At 57.1% G+C, this 16,612-nt stretch carries 18 protein-coding genes; 5 read left to right on the top strand and 13 right to left on the bottom strand.

Annotated features, from left to right (window positions below):
• Nucleotides 1-92: 92 nt before the first annotated feature.
• Both P1P91_RS12205 and P1P91_RS12210 read right to left on the bottom strand, forming a co-directional pair.
• Nucleotides 93-1,019 carry a restriction endonuclease gene (locus P1P91_RS12205; protein ID WP_311882941.1) on the bottom strand — a complete coding sequence of 309 codons (927 nt, stop codon included), beginning with the start codon at nt 1,017-1,019 and terminating at the stop codon, nt 93-95.
• A gap of 119 nt (nt 1,020-1,138) precedes the next feature.
• Nucleotides 1,139-1,666, bottom strand: a complete 528-nt coding sequence (locus P1P91_RS12210) for a hypothetical protein (RefSeq protein WP_311882942.1) — start codon at nt 1,664-1,666, stop codon at nt 1,139-1,141.
• 137 nt (nt 1,667-1,803) lie between these two features.
• Between P1P91_RS12210 and P1P91_RS12215 the strand changes: the two genes are divergently transcribed.
• Together P1P91_RS12215 and P1P91_RS12220 are read left to right on the top strand one after the other, a co-directional pair.
• Nucleotides 1,804-2,208 carry a transposase gene (locus tag P1P91_RS12215; RefSeq protein ID WP_301515141.1) on the top strand — a complete coding sequence of 135 codons (405 nt, stop codon included), beginning with the start codon at nt 1,804-1,806 and terminating at the stop codon, nt 2,206-2,208.
• The gene (locus tag P1P91_RS12220; protein WP_301515142.1) at nt 2,205-3,317 is read left to right on the top strand and encodes an IS3 family transposase; all 1,113 of its coding nucleotides are present in this window, start codon (nt 2,205-2,207) and stop codon (nt 3,315-3,317) included. The genes P1P91_RS12215 and P1P91_RS12220 overlap by 4 nt, the downstream gene beginning before the upstream one ends.
• A gap of 54 nt (nt 3,318-3,371) precedes the next feature.
• Here P1P91_RS12220 and P1P91_RS12225 read toward each other — a convergent pair whose 3' ends face one another.
• The 5 genes from P1P91_RS12225 to P1P91_RS12245 form a co-directional block, all read right to left on the bottom strand.
• Nucleotides 3,372-3,692 carry a hypothetical protein gene (locus P1P91_RS12225; protein ID WP_311882947.1) on the bottom strand — a complete coding sequence of 107 codons (321 nt, stop codon included), beginning with the start codon at nt 3,690-3,692 and terminating at the stop codon, nt 3,372-3,374.
• Between the two features lie 184 nt (nt 3,693-3,876).
• On the bottom strand, nt 3,877-5,451 hold the full coding sequence (locus P1P91_RS12230; protein WP_311882949.1) for a DUF5677 domain-containing protein: 1,575 nt from the start codon (nt 5,449-5,451) through the stop codon (nt 3,877-3,879).
• 139 nt (nt 5,452-5,590) lie between these two features.
• Complete coding sequence (locus P1P91_RS12235) at nt 5,591-6,481, bottom strand: DUF6694 family lipoprotein (RefSeq protein ID WP_311882950.1); 891 nt, start codon at nt 6,479-6,481, stop codon at nt 5,591-5,593.
• A 150-nt stretch (nt 6,482-6,631) separates the two neighbouring features.
• On the bottom strand, nt 6,632-6,850 hold the full coding sequence (locus tag P1P91_RS12240) for a hypothetical protein (protein WP_311882951.1): 219 nt from the start codon (nt 6,848-6,850) through the stop codon (nt 6,632-6,634).
• Between the two features lie 350 nt (nt 6,851-7,200).
• A complete protein-coding gene (locus tag P1P91_RS12245; RefSeq protein WP_311882952.1) occupies nt 7,201-7,950 on the bottom strand; it encodes an IS5 family transposase in 750 nt (249 codons plus the stop codon).
• Between the two features lie 170 nt (nt 7,951-8,120).
• Between P1P91_RS12245 and P1P91_RS12250 the strand changes: the two genes are divergently transcribed.
• Nucleotides 8,121-9,086, top strand: coding sequence for an integron integrase (locus P1P91_RS12250; RefSeq protein ID WP_311882953.1), 966 nt, complete (start codon nt 8,121-8,123; stop codon nt 9,084-9,086).
• Between the two features lie 130 nt (nt 9,087-9,216).
• Here P1P91_RS12250 and P1P91_RS12255 read toward each other — a convergent pair whose 3' ends face one another.
• The 6 genes from P1P91_RS12255 to doeA form a co-directional block, all read right to left on the bottom strand.
• Entirely contained in the window at nt 9,217-9,684 is a 468-nt protein-coding gene (locus tag P1P91_RS12255; protein WP_311882955.1) for an S-ribosylhomocysteine lyase, read from the bottom strand.
• Between the two features lie 36 nt (nt 9,685-9,720).
• Complete coding sequence (locus P1P91_RS12260) at nt 9,721-10,068, bottom strand: putative quinol monooxygenase (RefSeq protein ID WP_311882956.1); 348 nt, start codon at nt 10,066-10,068, stop codon at nt 9,721-9,723.
• A 79-nt stretch (nt 10,069-10,147) separates the two neighbouring features.
• Nucleotides 10,148-11,644 (bottom strand): NAD-dependent succinate-semialdehyde dehydrogenase, encoded by a 1,497-nt coding sequence (locus tag P1P91_RS12265; RefSeq protein WP_311882958.1) that lies wholly within the window; start codon nt 11,642-11,644, stop codon nt 10,148-10,150.
• 191 nt (nt 11,645-11,835) lie between these two features.
• On the bottom strand, nt 11,836-12,312 hold the full coding sequence (locus P1P91_RS12270) for an Lrp/AsnC family transcriptional regulator (protein ID WP_311882960.1): 477 nt from the start codon (nt 12,310-12,312) through the stop codon (nt 11,836-11,838).
• A 16-nt stretch (nt 12,313-12,328) separates the two neighbouring features.
• On the bottom strand, nt 12,329-13,369 hold the full coding sequence (gene doeB / locus P1P91_RS12275) for a N(2)-acetyl-L-2,4-diaminobutanoate deacetylase DoeB (RefSeq protein ID WP_311882962.1): 1,041 nt from the start codon (nt 13,367-13,369) through the stop codon (nt 12,329-12,331).
• A gap of 51 nt (nt 13,370-13,420) precedes the next feature.
• Nucleotides 13,421-14,620 (bottom strand): ectoine hydrolase DoeA, encoded by a 1,200-nt coding sequence (doeA, locus tag P1P91_RS12280; RefSeq protein ID WP_311882964.1) that lies wholly within the window; start codon nt 14,618-14,620, stop codon nt 13,421-13,423.
• 229 nt (nt 14,621-14,849) lie between these two features.
• Here doeA and P1P91_RS12285 point away from each other — a divergent pair, with 229 nt between their 5' ends.
• Nucleotides 14,850-15,785 (top strand): 2-hydroxyacid dehydrogenase, encoded by a 936-nt coding sequence (locus P1P91_RS12285; RefSeq protein WP_311882965.1) that lies wholly within the window; start codon nt 14,850-14,852, stop codon nt 15,783-15,785.
• 102 nt (nt 15,786-15,887) lie between these two features.
• Nucleotides 15,888-16,568 carry a hypothetical protein gene (locus P1P91_RS12290; RefSeq protein WP_311882967.1) on the top strand — a complete coding sequence of 227 codons (681 nt, stop codon included), beginning with the start codon at nt 15,888-15,890 and terminating at the stop codon, nt 16,566-16,568.
• The last annotated feature ends 44 nt before the right edge of the window (nt 16,569-16,612 follow it).

Genomic DNA, 16,612 nt, shown 5'->3' on the forward strand with positions numbered 1-16,612 from the left:
AGCCATATGGACAACTAGGTTGAAAACTACCGCGTAGCGGCGTCCGCTGCATGCTGTTGTTAGCTCTCACCAGTACCATGTTCAACAATCATCTACGCAAACTGCTGTCCGTCCACAAGCTCAATCTTCCTCCCGACGCTCTCCAAGCACTCATTTGCGGCACGAACAGCATCATCAGAAAATGCCCCCGTAGTAATAACCATCCCAAGATCCGCGCTTTCAGCTTCCATTCCTGATACAAGCTGATCGATAACTTGACGGTCCACCGGAGGCTCGGGTTGCCAATGCTTGGCCTGAACCGCCACTACCAATGGAAATGTCTCTGCAACTAGAAAAGTGGCCACAACATCAGCCCCCTTGTCTTGACTGCGTGGAACCACTCTCGCTTCCTTGGCTCCGAGGCTTTGGAGTAGGTTCTTTATTAGATTCTCGAATCCAAAACTATCTATCCGTCCTTTTTGGAGCTCGTTAAGCGCCTGTGTAATAAGGCTAGCCTGTAGATCAGAGTGAAAGCTCGGTGAAGCTCCAGAAGTTGCTATATCCAAACAATCTCGAATTTCATCCAGGAGATCGGTTGCTAAAGCCGATGTGCCCTGTATCTTCATGCGTGAGATCAATGCCGATTTAGCGTACGATCGTGGAATTGGCTGCTTGGTATTCAACCACTTCACCGGCCTTCTATACGCGGAGTCCTCGCTCTGTTTGCCTTGCAGATAAATAGCTTCGCCTGCCACCTCAGCAAGATAGAATTCCGACCCGTAAGGAACAACGACTAAATCGCCCGCTTCCATTTCACGGATAAACCGCCACAGATGTCCTGCCGCTGCTCCCGCGCGGTGTAATGTCTTATCGTCTCGGTAATATGTAGCCCTCACGATCTCCCGAAAGCCGACCCAATCCAGCGCCTTATCCAAAAGGCCGTCCGCATTAGCCCAACCAATAATAATCTGATTGAATTCTAACGCCTCTGGTACCCTGTCGATTTCGCTAGGCGCGACTCGTAGAACGAAAGCTTGCACTCACTTCTCCTTCTTAGAGCTAACGCCCAAGCTCAGTTGCCGCCGGAGTGGCCGGAAGGCCACGGAGGGAACCCAAAACGCGCCAGCGTTTTGGGCGGTCAACTGCAGCGATTTGTTAGTTAGAGCAAATGTTGAAGCGCAGATGGTACAACATACTCGTCTCCGTGCTCTTGCGCTCGATCTTTCAACGACGCTATAACCGCCTCATTGACATTGCTTGGCAACGAAGACAGCTCGCGTTGAAAGCGACCAACACCTAACTCGCTGAATGATGCCGGAAATATTTTGGTGGCAATGAATCCGTGTGGGAAGTCCTGCTCGATTTCCGCTTTCAGCCCAAAATAATACGCAAGGGTTTCCGTCGTCAGCTGCACCCAGTAAGGAACCCGAACGACTCGGTACCCCAACTTACTGGCAACTCCGTCCTTTTCTTTATCGACCTTTATTTTCAGGCTATTCCAATAATGCGCGTCACCGTCGAATTCGACGACCGTTGTTTGATCCCCAATTTGATAAGCCATATCCCATCGTCGACGACTATTCGGAACTTTTAGCTCCCTGCCAAGCCAAGCGTCTTCACCGACGATCTGGATGAGCGCCGCTTCTAATTTTCTTTGGAGAAGGTAGCCATCAATCTCTATTCTCATAACTGCTCTAACGCCGCCAACACAGGCGAGCGAAACGTAGTGTAGCGAGTCCAGCCCCCTGTGTGTCAACCTGAATCCATACACCGGCTCAGTGAGTTAAGCTCAATATCAGAGCCCGAGGTTCAGGAGTCCGTACCATGCCTAAACCGCCAACCGAGCTGCCTGATCACCAGGTCACGCCCAACCCCAAGCTGGAGAAGCGTACGCGTCGCCAGTTCTCGACCGAGTATAAGCTGCGCATCCTGGCGGAAGCTGATGCCTGCCAGCATGGCGAGCTGGGGGAGCTATTGCGCCGAGAAAAGCTGTACAGCAGCCAGCTGACCACATGGCGCAAGGAACTCGCTGAGAACGGCGTGGAGAAGCTTCACAAGACCGCCCCGGGGCCAACGCCGAGCAAGACCCCGGAGCAGAAGCGTATCGAGGCACTGGAACGTGAGAACGCCCGTCTTCAGCAGAGGCTATCGACCGCCGAAGACTGCCTATCGCTCCAAAAAAAAGCGTTATCGATGCTCGATCGCATGAACAATGGGAGCGAACCATGATCACGGTGCTCGAAGAAAGCCCAGCGCACCTCCCGTTGGCCATGGCCTGTCGAGCCCTGGGTATCAATCGCAGCACGGTGTATGCCTGGCAACAACGGCGTCATGCGCCCTCGACAAAGGCATCCACGTCGCGTCGGCACTGTCCGCAGCCCAGAGCACTATCGGCCGAAGAACGAGCGCAAATGCTCGAGATAGCACACAGTGAGGCCTACCGGGATCAGCCGGTCTATGAGATCTACCATGACCTGCTGCAGCAAGGGATCTATCTCGGCTCGCTCAGCACCTGGTACCGGCAGTTGCGTGAGGCCAAGGAAAGCGGTGACCGCCGTCCTCAACGTGCCCCTCAACACCATGCCATGCCGCGAATCACGGCACGTGCCGCCAATGAGGCGTGGACGTGGGATGTGAGCAAACTGCCGACACAGCGCCGTGGCGTCTATCTCAATCTCTACGTTGTGCTGGACCTGTACAGCCGCTTCATCGTGGCCTGGATGGTCTCCCACAAGGAAAATGCGGCGCTAGCTCAACAGCTCTTCCAGGAGGCAGTGGATCGCTACGGCATCCCGCATGGAGCGCTGACGCTCCACCAGGATCGAGGCTCACCGATGATCGCGCGCAGCTACTTGGACCTCATGGGAGAGCTGGGAGTGACGTGCAGCCATAGTCGGCCGCGGGTCAGCAACGACAACCCCTTCAGCGAAAGCCAGTTCAAGACCAGCAAGTACCAACCCGATTATCCCGGGCGCTTCGAGAACATCGTCCATGCCCGGCAGTGGTACAGCGCCTATGTCAACTGGTACAACCTGGAGCACCATCACAGCGGGCTGGCTGGCTTCACGCCGGAGCAGATCTTCACCGGGCGGTACCGCGAGATTGCGGAGGTCCGCCAGCGAGCTCTCGATGATAGCTTCGAAGCGCATCCCGAGCGGTTCCTACGCGGACGCCCCCAGGTGGCGATGCCGCCGGAAAGTGTCTCGATCAATCCGGTACAGCCCGATGACGACGACCCGGCCCCCTACAGCGTGGTGAACTTCCCAACGCTGTCAGCGGCCGGTGGTACCGCGACGAAATCGACATTAATTTTTAACGACGTGTCCAAATCAGGTTGACAGGTTCCGAGCCCGCGTTTTTGCGGGCGGTTGTGCTTGGCCTTGTTATGCCAGTTACAATATTGCCCAAGCAATGATAGCTCCAGGTAAAGCAATAGACGCAATTACAAGGCGCGCTTGATGAGATAAAAAGCCAGCGATTATTGCGCCTACAATGACTTCACCAATTGCCATGAAACCAAACTTTGCTGAATATGCGCCAAACGTATAAATAATCCAAACCACAGCGACAAGCGGGGCAGTGCCAGCAGAAAAGTTAAACCACCCCCTTTCAACAGGGGCTAATGCTGGGTTGGAATTTGCCGTTGTCATTGCTTTGGCTGAGCCCCCAGCCAAAAAACCCATAATCAATCCAAGTATAATTTTCGAACCCACGTAATTCTCCTTTCAGGCATAACGCTGAAGCTCAGGTTCGCCGGAGCGCGTAGCGCGGAGGGAACCCAAGCCGCGACAGCGGGTTGGGCGTCACCTGCAGCGCCTCGTTATACTTTCAATTCTCCACTCGACTCGCTTCATACGTTAACGAAAAACTAGGAAATATCATTACTTAGCTGTGCTCTCACTCCGCAGCGGCCATTGCTACAAATGGAATTGCGACATCACCTGGGTACAGGCCTTCCAGCGTAGAAATCATCTCGTTGGTAAGTTGAATAACATCAGGTTCAACAGAATTTAGACTCCTATGTACAACTCGTGGTATTCGATGGAGGCGATGAAGAGGATTGTGACAAGTAACAAAATTTGTATCACGAATTGCTGCCCAGTTACCGTGAATAAAACTGGAAGACCAGTCGTAATATTTATCATAAAGTTCTTTAGCGCCACATTCCTGTGACAATTTCCTTAAGTTACTCTTGGCCCAATGACCAACATCAATATCCAAAAATTCCTGCCAAAAGTCTTCGTTTGCTATCGAGTGCAGAACATTCTCATCAAGAAAATTTGGTAGATCGCCGTGCGTTTGTTGGGTTTTAAGAAATGCTAACTTTGCTTGGCCCGCGCCGTAAACGCGATACATTTTCCATAATTCAGATGAGTCTGCATGTGAAAGGTACTTGAAGGTAATGCAAACCTCGACCAAGCTTCTGAGCGCTATCGAACCGACAATTTTACTATGGACGCGATGCATTCCAATATCTTCTACAATACTCAGCGCATATAGCACCATACCGAACGCGGCATCCAATCTGGGATTGACTCGTTCGGCTTGCAGGTTACAAAGAAATCTCTGTATTACAATATGACGCGCAGCATATACCGTGTCTGAATCGATGCGGGTTTCAGTAGACTCGTAATCTTGCTTATCAGACGGGTCGATACAGTGTGTTTCGTAAAGCGATTGTGCCCAAAATTTGTTAATCCATTCTGCTGGGTTACTGCGTCTGAGCGACATTTCCATAGCCCGAATGGACGGTCGAACGGATCTCATGTCACCTTTATCAGGAAGCACGCGTAGCTCTTCCAATCTCTCAGCGAATGATGGCGGGAATTTCATACGACCGGAAATGATAGGGACGATTACTTTGAACCAACGAATGTCCGTAGATTCTTCCGAGTGATGATCTAGTACCTTTGCAATCGCATGTGCAAGCGTATTCCAATCATCGCACGCTGGCTCAACATCGAGCTCTCGTTTCCATCTGTCTATTCCCGGTAGGTCGTCGATAAGTAGCAATGGTCGTAAAGCTGCGTAACCTAGTGGATGAGTCAGTGCTATAGAAATGTAACTATGAAATTCATCGTCGGAAACTTCGGCCAATTTTGTTTGGTCAACGACGACCGTAAAATTAATGCCTGTCTCTTTATCTGAATCGCTGCTTCTCGCAATGTCACCGTCTGACTCTTCGAACCAGTTGCGACAGTACATCGCAATTTTTCGAAAAATATTGAGGTAGTCTCGGCGTTCCAACACGCTAACCAGAAGTACTGCCCAAAGCATTTCCGGCATGTGGTCATCAGACCACGATGAATTTGACATCTGCGGGATTTGCGCTAGCGGTGGAACCAACTTACTGCCAAGTCGCTTGTGCTGGTCAGTAGTACTAATATTAAGATCCGAAAACTGTGAGTTTTTTCTCCTTGTCTGGGATTTTCCTGACTTCTTACGCCTCTTTTTATTTGAGCGCTTGCTCATTGTGCACCCTTCGCGTTAAAGGTGATCGTTGTGCGCTAAACGGTATAACGTCGCACTCTTGGGCAAACCGAAGCGCAGCGTAGGTTTGTCCCTAGCAGTGCTTTGTTATGTTTTCCTATTTAAACTGGACATTAGAAAATCATTTTGTGAATTCTATATCCACTACTTTTGCAGTAGCCTTACCTTCCTGCCAATCAGATAAAGCTGATTCGAGAGTGTAAAACTTATCTTTTTCCATTTCCTTAACATATCCAGGTTTTAGAGGCTTATTATCACCACTAAACGAATATTTGCTCACAAGAACAGGATGAAAATCCTCTTCAAAGATCGTGTTACCAGCTTTGTCTTTGAAATAAACAACAACTTTTACTTTATCCAGCGAACGATCACCTTTGTTTTTTAGTGAAATTCTAACTGCCGGAATTTCTTTTTTTCGGTAAGTGTCTACTCGTTTAGCTAGAAATTCAGTTATTTCAACCTTATCCATGTAACTCACTTTTTCCGTGAATTCTTCCATAGCCTTAGTGGTTTTTTCGATACCAATCTCGGCAGCTTCAACTCCCGATGAGATTTCGCTCAATGCTTTGTATCTAGAAAGGGCTTCTTCAAACTTATTGCTATCAAGAAGCTCCTGAGCTTCCTTCTTAAGACTTTTAACTTTCTGCCTTTCTGCTTCTTCTTTTTCTCTCTTGATACGGTCTTGCTCAAGGCTCGAACGGTATTTTTCAAGAATTTGTTCGCCGGTTAGACCGTCAATTGCTTTTAAGTTTTCTGCCAGCATTGCCTCGTTTGTGGCATCTGACGACTTGCCAGCAAAAGCAGCCCCCATCATTGCTTTGAGTCCACCTTCTCCACCAATAGAAAAATACATTAGAGCTTTTTGAAATTCCTCGTGGTTTGCCTCTGGCAAGCTTTCAACTATCTTTTTTGTTGATTCCTTGATTGAAGCTTCGCTAGAGGAATCAAACTTAGCTGGGCCAAAACAACCAGCAAGCACTAACACAAGGCAGGTTAAAATAATCTTTTTCAAATCAAAACTCCTTTTTCTGTTTTCTCTATTAATAAGTGACATCAGATTCTACGCTCCAAAAACATAACGCCAAGCTTAGCGGCGCCACGACAGTGGCGTCCGGTGGACGGCCCTCGGGCCGGGAACGTACTACAGCGACTGGTTATGCATTTACGATAGCTGCTTCCAGCTCACGTTCGTGCCAAAGGGTGGATAGATTGACATGGATACCGACACTTCATACTTGCCGACCACATTACCGTCAGCGTCTACCTCATCGTAGAAGTAATAATCTGTATCCCTTCCTTTGCGCTGCTCCCATTTGGTGTCTGTTTGGACAAGATCATGCCCGTCTTGAATACCTATTTTCTTTTTATGCTCTTCGCTCATGAGTACATCCTTTTACTTTTTGACGTCTTCAATTCGGCGGGTTGAGAACGTGGCGGAAGTCATTTCAGTTCTCACGGTGGTGCCACAATATGGGCAGATGACTGGCTCTCGCTCCTTGCCACCGGGAACACCGCCGCCAATGGTTGAGACATAGAAATCCTTCTTACAGCTTTCGCTGGTACACTTCTTTTCCTCCCCTGAGTGCATAACAGGTATTAGACGGAACGCTCAGATATTGAATAAACGCGCAGGCTCGTTCAACAATGTTATCCAGCGTGTCACGCTCCACCTAACTCATTGATATATAAAAGTATTAAGAAAAACTCGGCAGCCTAGGGCCTGTTGACGTTTCACATTGGTAGCCATAAAAAGCCGCATGCCAAGGCCACCATGCTTTCGTAATTTCGTTTGAGCTTATCGTAGCGCGTCGCAATGGCGCGATACGGGTTCAATCGAGCAAAGGCATTCTCAACCAGATGCCGGTAGCGATATAACCCTCTGTCCAGATTGGCATTTCCTTTTTTCGAGTTACGCCTGCGTGGAATGACGGCAGCCATTCCTTTGGCTTCGACCTGCTCACGGATACGTTCACTGTCATAGCCTTTGTCAGCCACCAGCGCGTCACCTGCCGGCAAACCGTCAATCAATGCCTGGGCTTCCGTGCTGTCGTGCACTTCACCCCCGGTTATTCTGAAGGCGATCGGCAACCCATACGCATCCACGGCCAAGTGGATCTTGCTGGTATTGCCTGCACGACTTTTGCCAATGGCTTCTGCATCTTCCGTGGCAGCCCCAGTGCTATCTTGGTGAGCCTTGACGTAGGAACCATCAATAAATAGCCACTCGACATCAGGATCTTCCACCAGAGAGATGAAAATCCTCATCAGCTTTCCACTCGCTGACCAGGCGTTGAAGCGCTTGTAGACCGTGTTCCAGGGGCCAAACGCCTCCGGTAGGTCCCGCCACGGGCAGCCGGTTCGCATCCGATAAAGGATGCCTTCCACCGTGGTACGCAGATCGGTCTTGTCATAAATACCTTGTTGAAGCAGGATAGATTTCAGCTTCGGCCAGTGTTCATCCGTGAGCATTTGTCGGGGCATGGCAGGCTTGCAGTTTGTTGGCTTAGGAACCTTTATTCTGTGAGCTTGCCCCTATCCTGCCAATACCCCTGCCATGAAACGTCAACAGACCCTAAGCAGGATTCGCACGCTTGCGCGTTTTGCCTGGACCAATAATACTGTATGCATAACCAGCTTACGAGGAGCACCACATGGATATGCACAGCAGGCCGCCGAAGCTGATGGACCGGGTGAAGGCCACCATGCGCGTAAAACGTTATAGCCCACGCACCGAGAAGACCTACTGTTACTGGATACGCTTCTTCATCCGGTTCCATGGTGTGCGGCATCCCGCCAGCATGGGAGCCCCCGAGGTCAAGGTTTTCCTGGAATATCTGGCAGTGGAACGCCATGTGGCGGCGGCTACACAAAACCAGGCGCTGAACGCCCTTGTCTTCCTTTATCGCCATATTCTTGAGCAGCCTTTGGGTGATATCGATGAATTTTCTCGCGCCAAACGCCCGCGCCGATTACCGGTGGTACTTTCCCATGAACAAGTGACACAGGTACTCAGCCATCTATCAGGCTCCATGCGCTTGATGGGCTCACTAATGTACGGCTCAGGGCTCCGCCTTCTCGAGACCTGCCGTCTACGTGTTCAGGATATCGACTTCGAACGACAGCTCGTGACGGTGAGGGCTGGCAAAGGCGATAAGGATCGCACCACCTTGCTCTCAGAAACTTGTATCCCCTACTTACAGCAGCAGATTGCCACTGCCCAACGCCAACTTGATTATCGGTTGGCTCAGGGCTGCGTGCCCGTGACACTACCCCATGCACTGAACCGCAAGTATCCGAATGCAGGGATCTCTTTAGCTTGGCAGTGGCTCTTTCCTGCTTCTCGTCCCTGCTTCGACGACACCGGCAAGGTCGTTCTTCATCATATCCACCCTTCGGCGGTGCAGAAAGCCGTAAAACACGCTATGCGAGCCACTGCGCTGCCACGCCCCGGTTCTTGTCATACCCTGCGGCACAGCTTTGCCACTCAACTGCTGAGCCAAGGTACGGATATCCGCACAGTGCAGGAATTACTCGGCCACAAGAGTCTGGAAACGACTCAAATCTATACCCATGTGTTGGGCAAGGACTTCGCTGGAGTCCGTAGTCCTCTCGGTTAAAAAGCGCTACATTTCATTAGCATTACCATAACCTCTCTTCCACATTCCTGCCACATTTCTCATACTTTTTTCGTAGCCGCACAAAAAAAGCGCCTCCGCAGAGGCGCTTTCCATCAGGGCGCACGCCCTATCAGGCGAACACTTCCGTCCACTCGTCGCGCTTGGCGAGGAGGTCCCGGGCGAGCTCGTGGGCGCCTTCCAGGCTGTGGCTTGCCGCCCAGCCGCACTGCATTTCGTTGCAGGCGGGTACTTCGTCGGCGTCGACCACGTCTTTCAGGGTGTTTTCGACGATGGTGAGCACGTCGTCGTAGTTGTCGTGGTTGATCATGGCGATGTAAAAGCCGGTCTGGCAGCCCATGGGGCTGATGTCCACGACCTTGTCGGAGTGGTTGCGCGAGTGCTCGGCCATCATGTGCTCGAGGGAGTGCAGCGCGGGCATTTCCATGTGGCCCTTGTTGGGCTGGCAGATGCGCAGGTCGTACTTGTAGATCTTGTCGCCGTGAGCGCCTTCCGTAATGTCCGCCAGGCGGACGTACGGCGCTTTTACCTTGGTGTGGTCCAGGTTAAAGCTTTCGACGTTCATCTTCTCTTCGGCCATGTTGCCTCCTGTGCAAAATCGGTTTGACGCCCGATGTCAGACATCGGGGGCATCGAAATTGTTCGGCTCGTCGGTGTAGACGCAGACGTTGGCGTCTTCGATGTCGCCGTCCGGGGATTCGAGGTTGTCGGCGAAGAACTGCTTGACTTCCTTGCGCTGGCAGTGCGCCTCGAACGCCGCGCGGTTGGCCCACACCTCGTGAAACACGATGGGGTAGCTATCGCCCTGGGCAAAGGGGTTGTCGATCTTGCGGGTAACGGTGTAGCGCAGGCAGGCGTCTTCCCGGTGGCCGTTGGGCTCGAGCTCCTGCAGCGCTCTGAACACGGCGTCTTCCTTGCCGGGTTTGGGCTTGAAGCTGGCAACGCAGTAAATCTTTTGTGACATGACCTCATCCTTTCCGAGATATCACGATGATTGTGCCGGCCATTATGCGATGCATGGCCGGAACTTACCAACCCGCAGATCAGCTGCCCGAGGCTGACTCCATGCCGCCCAGGCAGAAGAACTTGGTCTCCAGGTATTCCTCGATGCCCGTGGGGCCGCCTTCCCGGCCCAGGCCGGACTCCTTGACCCCGCCGAAGGGCACCGGCGCGCCGGTCATCTTCACCGAGTTGACGCTCACCAGGCCGAACTCCAGCCCGCGCATGATCTTCCAGATACGGCGCACGTCGTGGGTATAAAGGTAAGAGGCAAGGCCGTACTCGGTGTCGTTGGCAAGCTCGATGGCCTCTTCGTCGGTGGAATACGGCAGAATGCCGGCCACCGGGGAAAAGCTCTCTTCGTCCCAGACCTTCATTCCCCGGGTGATGCCCGTCAGCAGCACCGGCATGAAGAAGTTGTCGCCGGCCACCGGGGTCTGGGTGCTCTCGTGGAGCGTCGCGCCCTTGTCCACGGCGTCATCGACGATGCTCTGGGCCTTTTCCACGGCCTTGCCGTGAATCAGCGGGCCAAGGTCCACGCCGTCTTCCAGGCCGTTGCCTACCTTGAGCGCGGACATGCTCTCCTTGAACGCCTCGACAAAGGCCTCGTGGATCGATTCGTGAACCAGAATGCGGTTGGCCGCGAGGCAGTCCTGGCCCGAGGTCTGGAACTTGGCCGCCACTGCCGCCTCGGCGGCTTCCTTCGGGTCCATGTCCGGGCCGACGATAAAGGGCGCGTTGCCGCCAAGCTCCATGGAGAGCCGCTTGACCGTGCTTGCGCTCTGCTCCATCAGCAGCTCGCCCACGCGGGTGGAGCCGGTGAACGACAGCGCCCGAATGCGCGGCTCGGCGCACAGCACCTTGGAGACCGTCGACGGCTCGCCCAGCACCACGTTGAGCACGCCGGCGGGAATGCCCGCACGCTCGCCAAGCTCGGCAAGCGCGAGCGCCGTGAAGGGCGTCTCGTTGGACGGCTTGATGACCACCGGGCAGCCGGCGGCAAGCGCGGCGGCGGCCTTGCGGGTGATCATCGCCAGCGGGAAGTTCCACGGCGTGATCAGCGCAGCGATGCCCACCGGCTCCTTGAGCGAGCCCAAGGCCGCGTTGGGCATGTGGCTGGGGATGGTGTCGCCGTAGGTGCGTTTGCCCTCCTCGGCGAACCAGCGGATGAAGCTGGCGCCGTACTGCACCTCGCCCCGGGAGTCGCCGATGGCCTTGCCCTGCTCCAGGGTCATGATGGTGGCCAGGTCTTCGCTGTTCTCCTGAAGCAGCGCGTACCAGGCCTCGAGAATCTCGCTGCGCTCGTTGGCGCGCAGCGCTCGCCAGCCGGCAAAGGCCGCGTCGGCGGCGTCGACCGCCGCGGTGATCTGTGCCTCTTCCAGCACCGGGATGTGGCCCAGCACCTCGCCGGTAGCCGGATCGGTGACGGGCTCTTCGCGCCCACCTTCGCCGTGGGTCCATTTGCCGTTGAGGTAGGCGTACTGGCGAATCAGGCGCGGATCCTGCAGACGATCGGACAGTAGAGTGGACGGTGCGGTCATAAATTTCTCCTTATCGGGTACCGGCATCTTTCGCAGGCAGGGACCTGTCGATGCTTTAAGTAGTTGATACCACAAGGATAAGGGAATTAACGCGAGAAGTGCTTTTGAAAGCGCCGGCCAAAAATGCGCTTTTTTTGGCGCCGCCGCCGTAAAGTCACGGTTTTTTTTGGCGGCCGGGCTTCAGGCGCCTGTCAGGCGAGCTCGTCCTCGTCGATGGCCGGGGTGGCGCGCTTGACCGTCTTGGTGACGATATAGGTGAAGTAGCGCTCGATGCCGGCGTCGGAGAGCAGCCAGCGGTCCATGGCGCGCTGATAGCTGTCGATGCTTGCCACCTCGAACTTCACCAGGTAGTCCACCCCGCCGCCCACGGCCACGCACTCGGTGGCCTCGGGAGTGTCCATGACCAGCGCCTCGAAGCGCGAAAAGCTTTCCGCGTGGTGCTGCTTGAGCTCGATCTGCACCCACACCGAGTTGCCGGGCACGAGCACCCGGGTATTGATGCGGGCGCTGTAGCCTTCGATGATGCCGGCTTCTTCCAGCCGTCTGACACGTTCCCAGCAGGGGCTGACCGAAAGGTTGATGGACTCGGCCAGCTTCGACTTGGTGATGCGCCCGTCCCGGGAAAGGATCGCGAGGATTCTGACGTCGTAACGGTCGAGTTTACACATGGATTTGGGCATGGGCTCAGGCGTCAAGCGCCTCCACCACGTCGGCAATCACCGCCAGCGTGTCGCCGATATGGGCAAGGGCCGGGGCCCGGCGCGCCATCAGCACGCCGTCGCGCCCGGCGTGATAGTCAACCGGGGCGCTGCCGGTGCGGGTCACATCGTATATCCGCGCAATGGGCTGGCCCTTGCGTACCTCGTCGCCCAGGCTCACCAGCAGCTCCAGAAGCCCGGAATGCTCGCTTTGCACGTAGCAGCTGGCGTCGGGCATGTCGAGATACACCTGGGGGCTCTGCGGCGGTTCGACCTCGCCTTCGATCAGGCCGTGGTGGGTCAAAAAGTTGCGCACGCCGCGCTCGGCAATATCGACGGTATAGGGACTCGAGGTGCCGCCGCCGCCAAGCTCGGTGGTGACGAACACCTTGCCCTGATCCTCGCAGACGGTGTCGAACAGGTGGGTGGCATCCAGCTCGAACATGATCATGGCGTAGGGCGCGCCGAAGGCCTTGGCGCTGGCCAGCGCTGCCGCCTGCTGCTCCTTGTTGTCGAGCACGTGGGAGGCGGCGTAGGGCAGAATGTCCAGGGTGCGCCCGCCGGAGTGAAGATCGAGCACCACGTCGGCCATGGGCACCATTTCCCGGGTGAAGTAGTCGGCAATCTGCTCGGTGGCGCTGCCGTCCGGGTCGCCGGGGAAGCAGCGGTTGAGGTTGCCGCCGTCGAGCCCCGAGGTGCGCTTGCCCGCAGTCACCGCCGGGGTGTTGAAACAGGGCACGATGATCACCCGCCCCGTCACGTCCTCGGCCTGGAGCGTCGCGGCCAGCTTCAAAAGCGCGGTGATGCCTTCGTATTCGTCGCCGTGGTTGCCCGCGGTCAGAAGCGCCGTGGGCCCCTCGCCGTTCTTGACCACGGTGACCGGCACCATCACCGCGCCCCAGGCGGAGTCGTCCACCGAAATCGGCAGGTTGAGAAAGCCGTGCTGCACGCCCTCGGCGTTGAAGTCCACCGTGGGCGTAATCGGGCTTTGACGCTTGCTCGTGGCGTTACTCTTGGCCTTGCTCATAACAACAGCGCTCCTCGAAGATTGGCAGGCGCCGCGCGGGCTTGCCGACGCCTAGTGAACGAACAGTTGACGGGGGAAGTTGGCGAGTGTCTCGCAGCCGTTTTCGGTGATCAGGATGCTCTCGGTGATCTCGAGCCCCCAGCCGTCTTCCCACAGGCCGGGCATGAAGTGGAAGGTCATCCCCGGTTCCAGCACGGACTCGTCCGACGGGCGCAGGCTCATGGTGCGCTCGCCCCAGTCCGGCGGGTAGGACAGGCCGATGGGGTAGCCGCAGCGCGCCCCGCCGCGGTCAAAGCCGTACTTGTCCATCGCCGATCCCAGGGCCTTGGCGATATCCGCGGTGCGGTTGCCGGGTTTGGCCACTTCCAGGCCCTGTTCGATGCCTTCCAGCAGCGCCGACTCGGCGCGCAGGAATTCGCGGGTCGGCCGGCCCAGAAACACCGTGCGCGAGGTGGGCGCGTGGTAGCGCTTGTAGACCCCGGCAATCTCGAAAAAGGTGCCCTCGCCTTCGCGAAACGGCGTGTCGTCCCAGGTCAGGTGCGGCGCGGCGGCGTCCTGGCCCGTGGGCAGCAGCGGCACGATGGCCGGATAGTCGCCGCCGTGGACCTTGCCGCTGTCGTCGGTAAAGCCTTCGATGGCCACCCGATAGATCTCGGACACCAGCTTGCTCTTGGCCAGGCCCGGCTCGATCACTTCCAGAATCCGGGTGTGCATGCCTTCGACGATCTTGCCGGCGATGCGCATGTAGGCGATTTCCTGGGGCGACTTGATCGCCCGGCACCAGTTGACCAGGCCGTTGGCGTCGGCAAAGCGGGCGTGGGGCAGCTCCCGGCGCAGGCACAGGTAGGCCTGGGCGGAAAAGTAGTAGTTGTCCATTTCCATGCCCACCACGCCGCGGTCCCAGCCGCGCTGGGGCAGAATCGACTGCGCCAGGTAGTCCATGGGGTGCATGTCCGGATTCTGGACGTAGTAGTCCGGATAGTAGGTAATGTTGTCCGGATCGATCCAGCAGGTCAAAAGCGCGCCGTTGGCGTCCATGCGCCGGCCGTACCACAGCGGCTCACCCTCCAGGCCCACCACCACGCACTGGTGCACGTAAAACGACCAGCCGTCGTAGCCGGTCAGCCACGCCATGTTGGAAGGATCGCTGACAATCAGCACATCAATGCCCCGGCTGGCCATTTCGGCGCGTACTTTCCACAGCCGGTGGGCGTACTCCTCACGCGTAAAGGGCAGGGATACCTGAGACATTGCGCAACTCGCCTTAACGTTCACCAAAAACCGGACGTCAATAAAGCGTTTCCCGGGCCACGTGAGCGACCTGGCCCGCCGCACAAGGCCTGCCATCGTCGTCTCAGCGATACTAGCACCCCCGCGCCGCTCGGGGTCAAAACCTTTATTACAACAATCTCAACCAGCCGTGATAGCGTTACCCCCGACGCCCGAACAACGGCGACACAAGCCAGCTGAAGGAGACAGCATGAAAATCGTCGTACACAACGACAGCGCCCGCCGCTGGTGCGCGGCGCTTGAAGACGCCTTCCCCCACGCCGCCGTCGTCACCTCCGACGCCCCCGCCGAGGCGCGGCAAAACGCCGACTACCTCGCCGTGTGGAAGCCGCCCGAATGGCTGCTTGCGGAACAGACCCGGCTCAAGGGCATCGTTAACCTGGGCGCCGGCGTCGATGCCCTGCTGGCCACCCCCGGGCTTCCCGACAACGTGCCGGTGGTCAAGCTGCGCGACGCGGGCATGGCGTCTCCCATGGCCGACTACGTGCTCTACGGCGTGCTGCACTTCTACCGCAGCTTCGACGCCTATGTTCGGCTGCAGAGCGACGCCCGCTGGGCGCCCCGGCCCGTTCCCGACAAGGCCGACTGGCCGGTGGGCGTGCTTGGCCTTGGCGCCATCGGTGCCCACGTCGCCCAAACGCTCTCCGGGGCAGGGTTCCCCGTCATGGGCTGGAGCCGCACGGCCAAGGACATCGACGGCGTAGACTGCCACCACGGCGACGCCGGCCTGGACGCCGTGCTCGGCCGCGCCCGGACCCTGGTCACGCTGCTCCCGGACACCGACGACACGCGCGGGCTGATGGATGCCGGGCGCCTGGCGCAGCTGCCCGAAGGCGCGACCCTGATCAACCCCGGGCGCGGCGCGCTGATCGACGAGGCGGCCCTGCTCGAGGCGCTGGGCGACGACGCCACGCCCGGGCACCTGCGCGGCGCGCTGCTCGACGTCTTCGCCACCGAGCCGCTGCCGGCGGACAACCCGCTGTGGCAACACCCCAGGGTGACGGTGACCCCGCACACCTCGGCGCCCACGCCGCTCGGCGGCGCCATTGACCAGGTCATTGACTATCTGCGCGCCTTCGAGGCCGGCGAGCCGGTAAGCACCGTCAACCCCGCTGCCGGCTACTGACGCCGAGCAAGCCGGGCGCTATACTCTTTGCCCTTGTCGCCGTCTGTCGCCCGCCGGCAAGGGGCCGATACTGTTACAGGAACTGTTTACAGGAGAGGCTTGATGCCGATTATATCACGCGCCCTGCCCGCCGCTGCCCTGGCGCTCGGGATCGTCGCCGGCCTTATCGGGCCGGCGTTTGCCGAGTCGCCGGCGCTGCGCCCGGTCGAGGCCTTCGAGGCCCAGTACAGGCTGAAGGTCGACGGCTGGCCCGGCGCCACCCTGAGCCACGTCATGAGCCAGGAGGGCCGCCACTGGAAGAGCGCCATGCGCTTTTCCATCGCCGTGGCCAGCGGCCGGGAGCGCAGCCGCTTCATCGCCGACGATGAGGGGACCCATTCGCTGCACTACTACAGCGGCTACTCGCTGTTCGGCGTGGGCGACAGCTACGAGCTTGCCGATGCCGATATCGACACCCTGGACCGCCAGACCGCGCTGGTGGACCTGGCCCGCCGCGCCGGGCGCGAAACCTGTAGCCAGGCCTCCCCCTGCGACGTGCATTTTGTCGACCACCGCGGCCGCGACGAAGACTTCCAGTACTATGCTGACGGTACGCGCACGATCAAAGTGCCCGCCGGGCGCTTCGACGCCCAGTCAGTGGTGCTGCTGGACGCAGACAAGCCCGACCGCGAGATCCGCATCAACTACCACCCCGACTACCCCGGCCTGATCGTCGACGCCAGCTACTGGAAAGACGGCGAGCGCGAAACGCATATCGCCCTGACGCGGCTAAAGCGCCCGTGATCCCGACCGCCCAGGCCACTCCCTGAACCCAGTCATCCCAACGA

It is taken from the genome of Halomonas piscis (genome assembly GCF_031886125.1).
In the GTDB taxonomy this organism is placed as follows: Bacteria; Pseudomonadota; Gammaproteobacteria; order Pseudomonadales; family Halomonadaceae; genus Vreelandella; species Vreelandella piscis.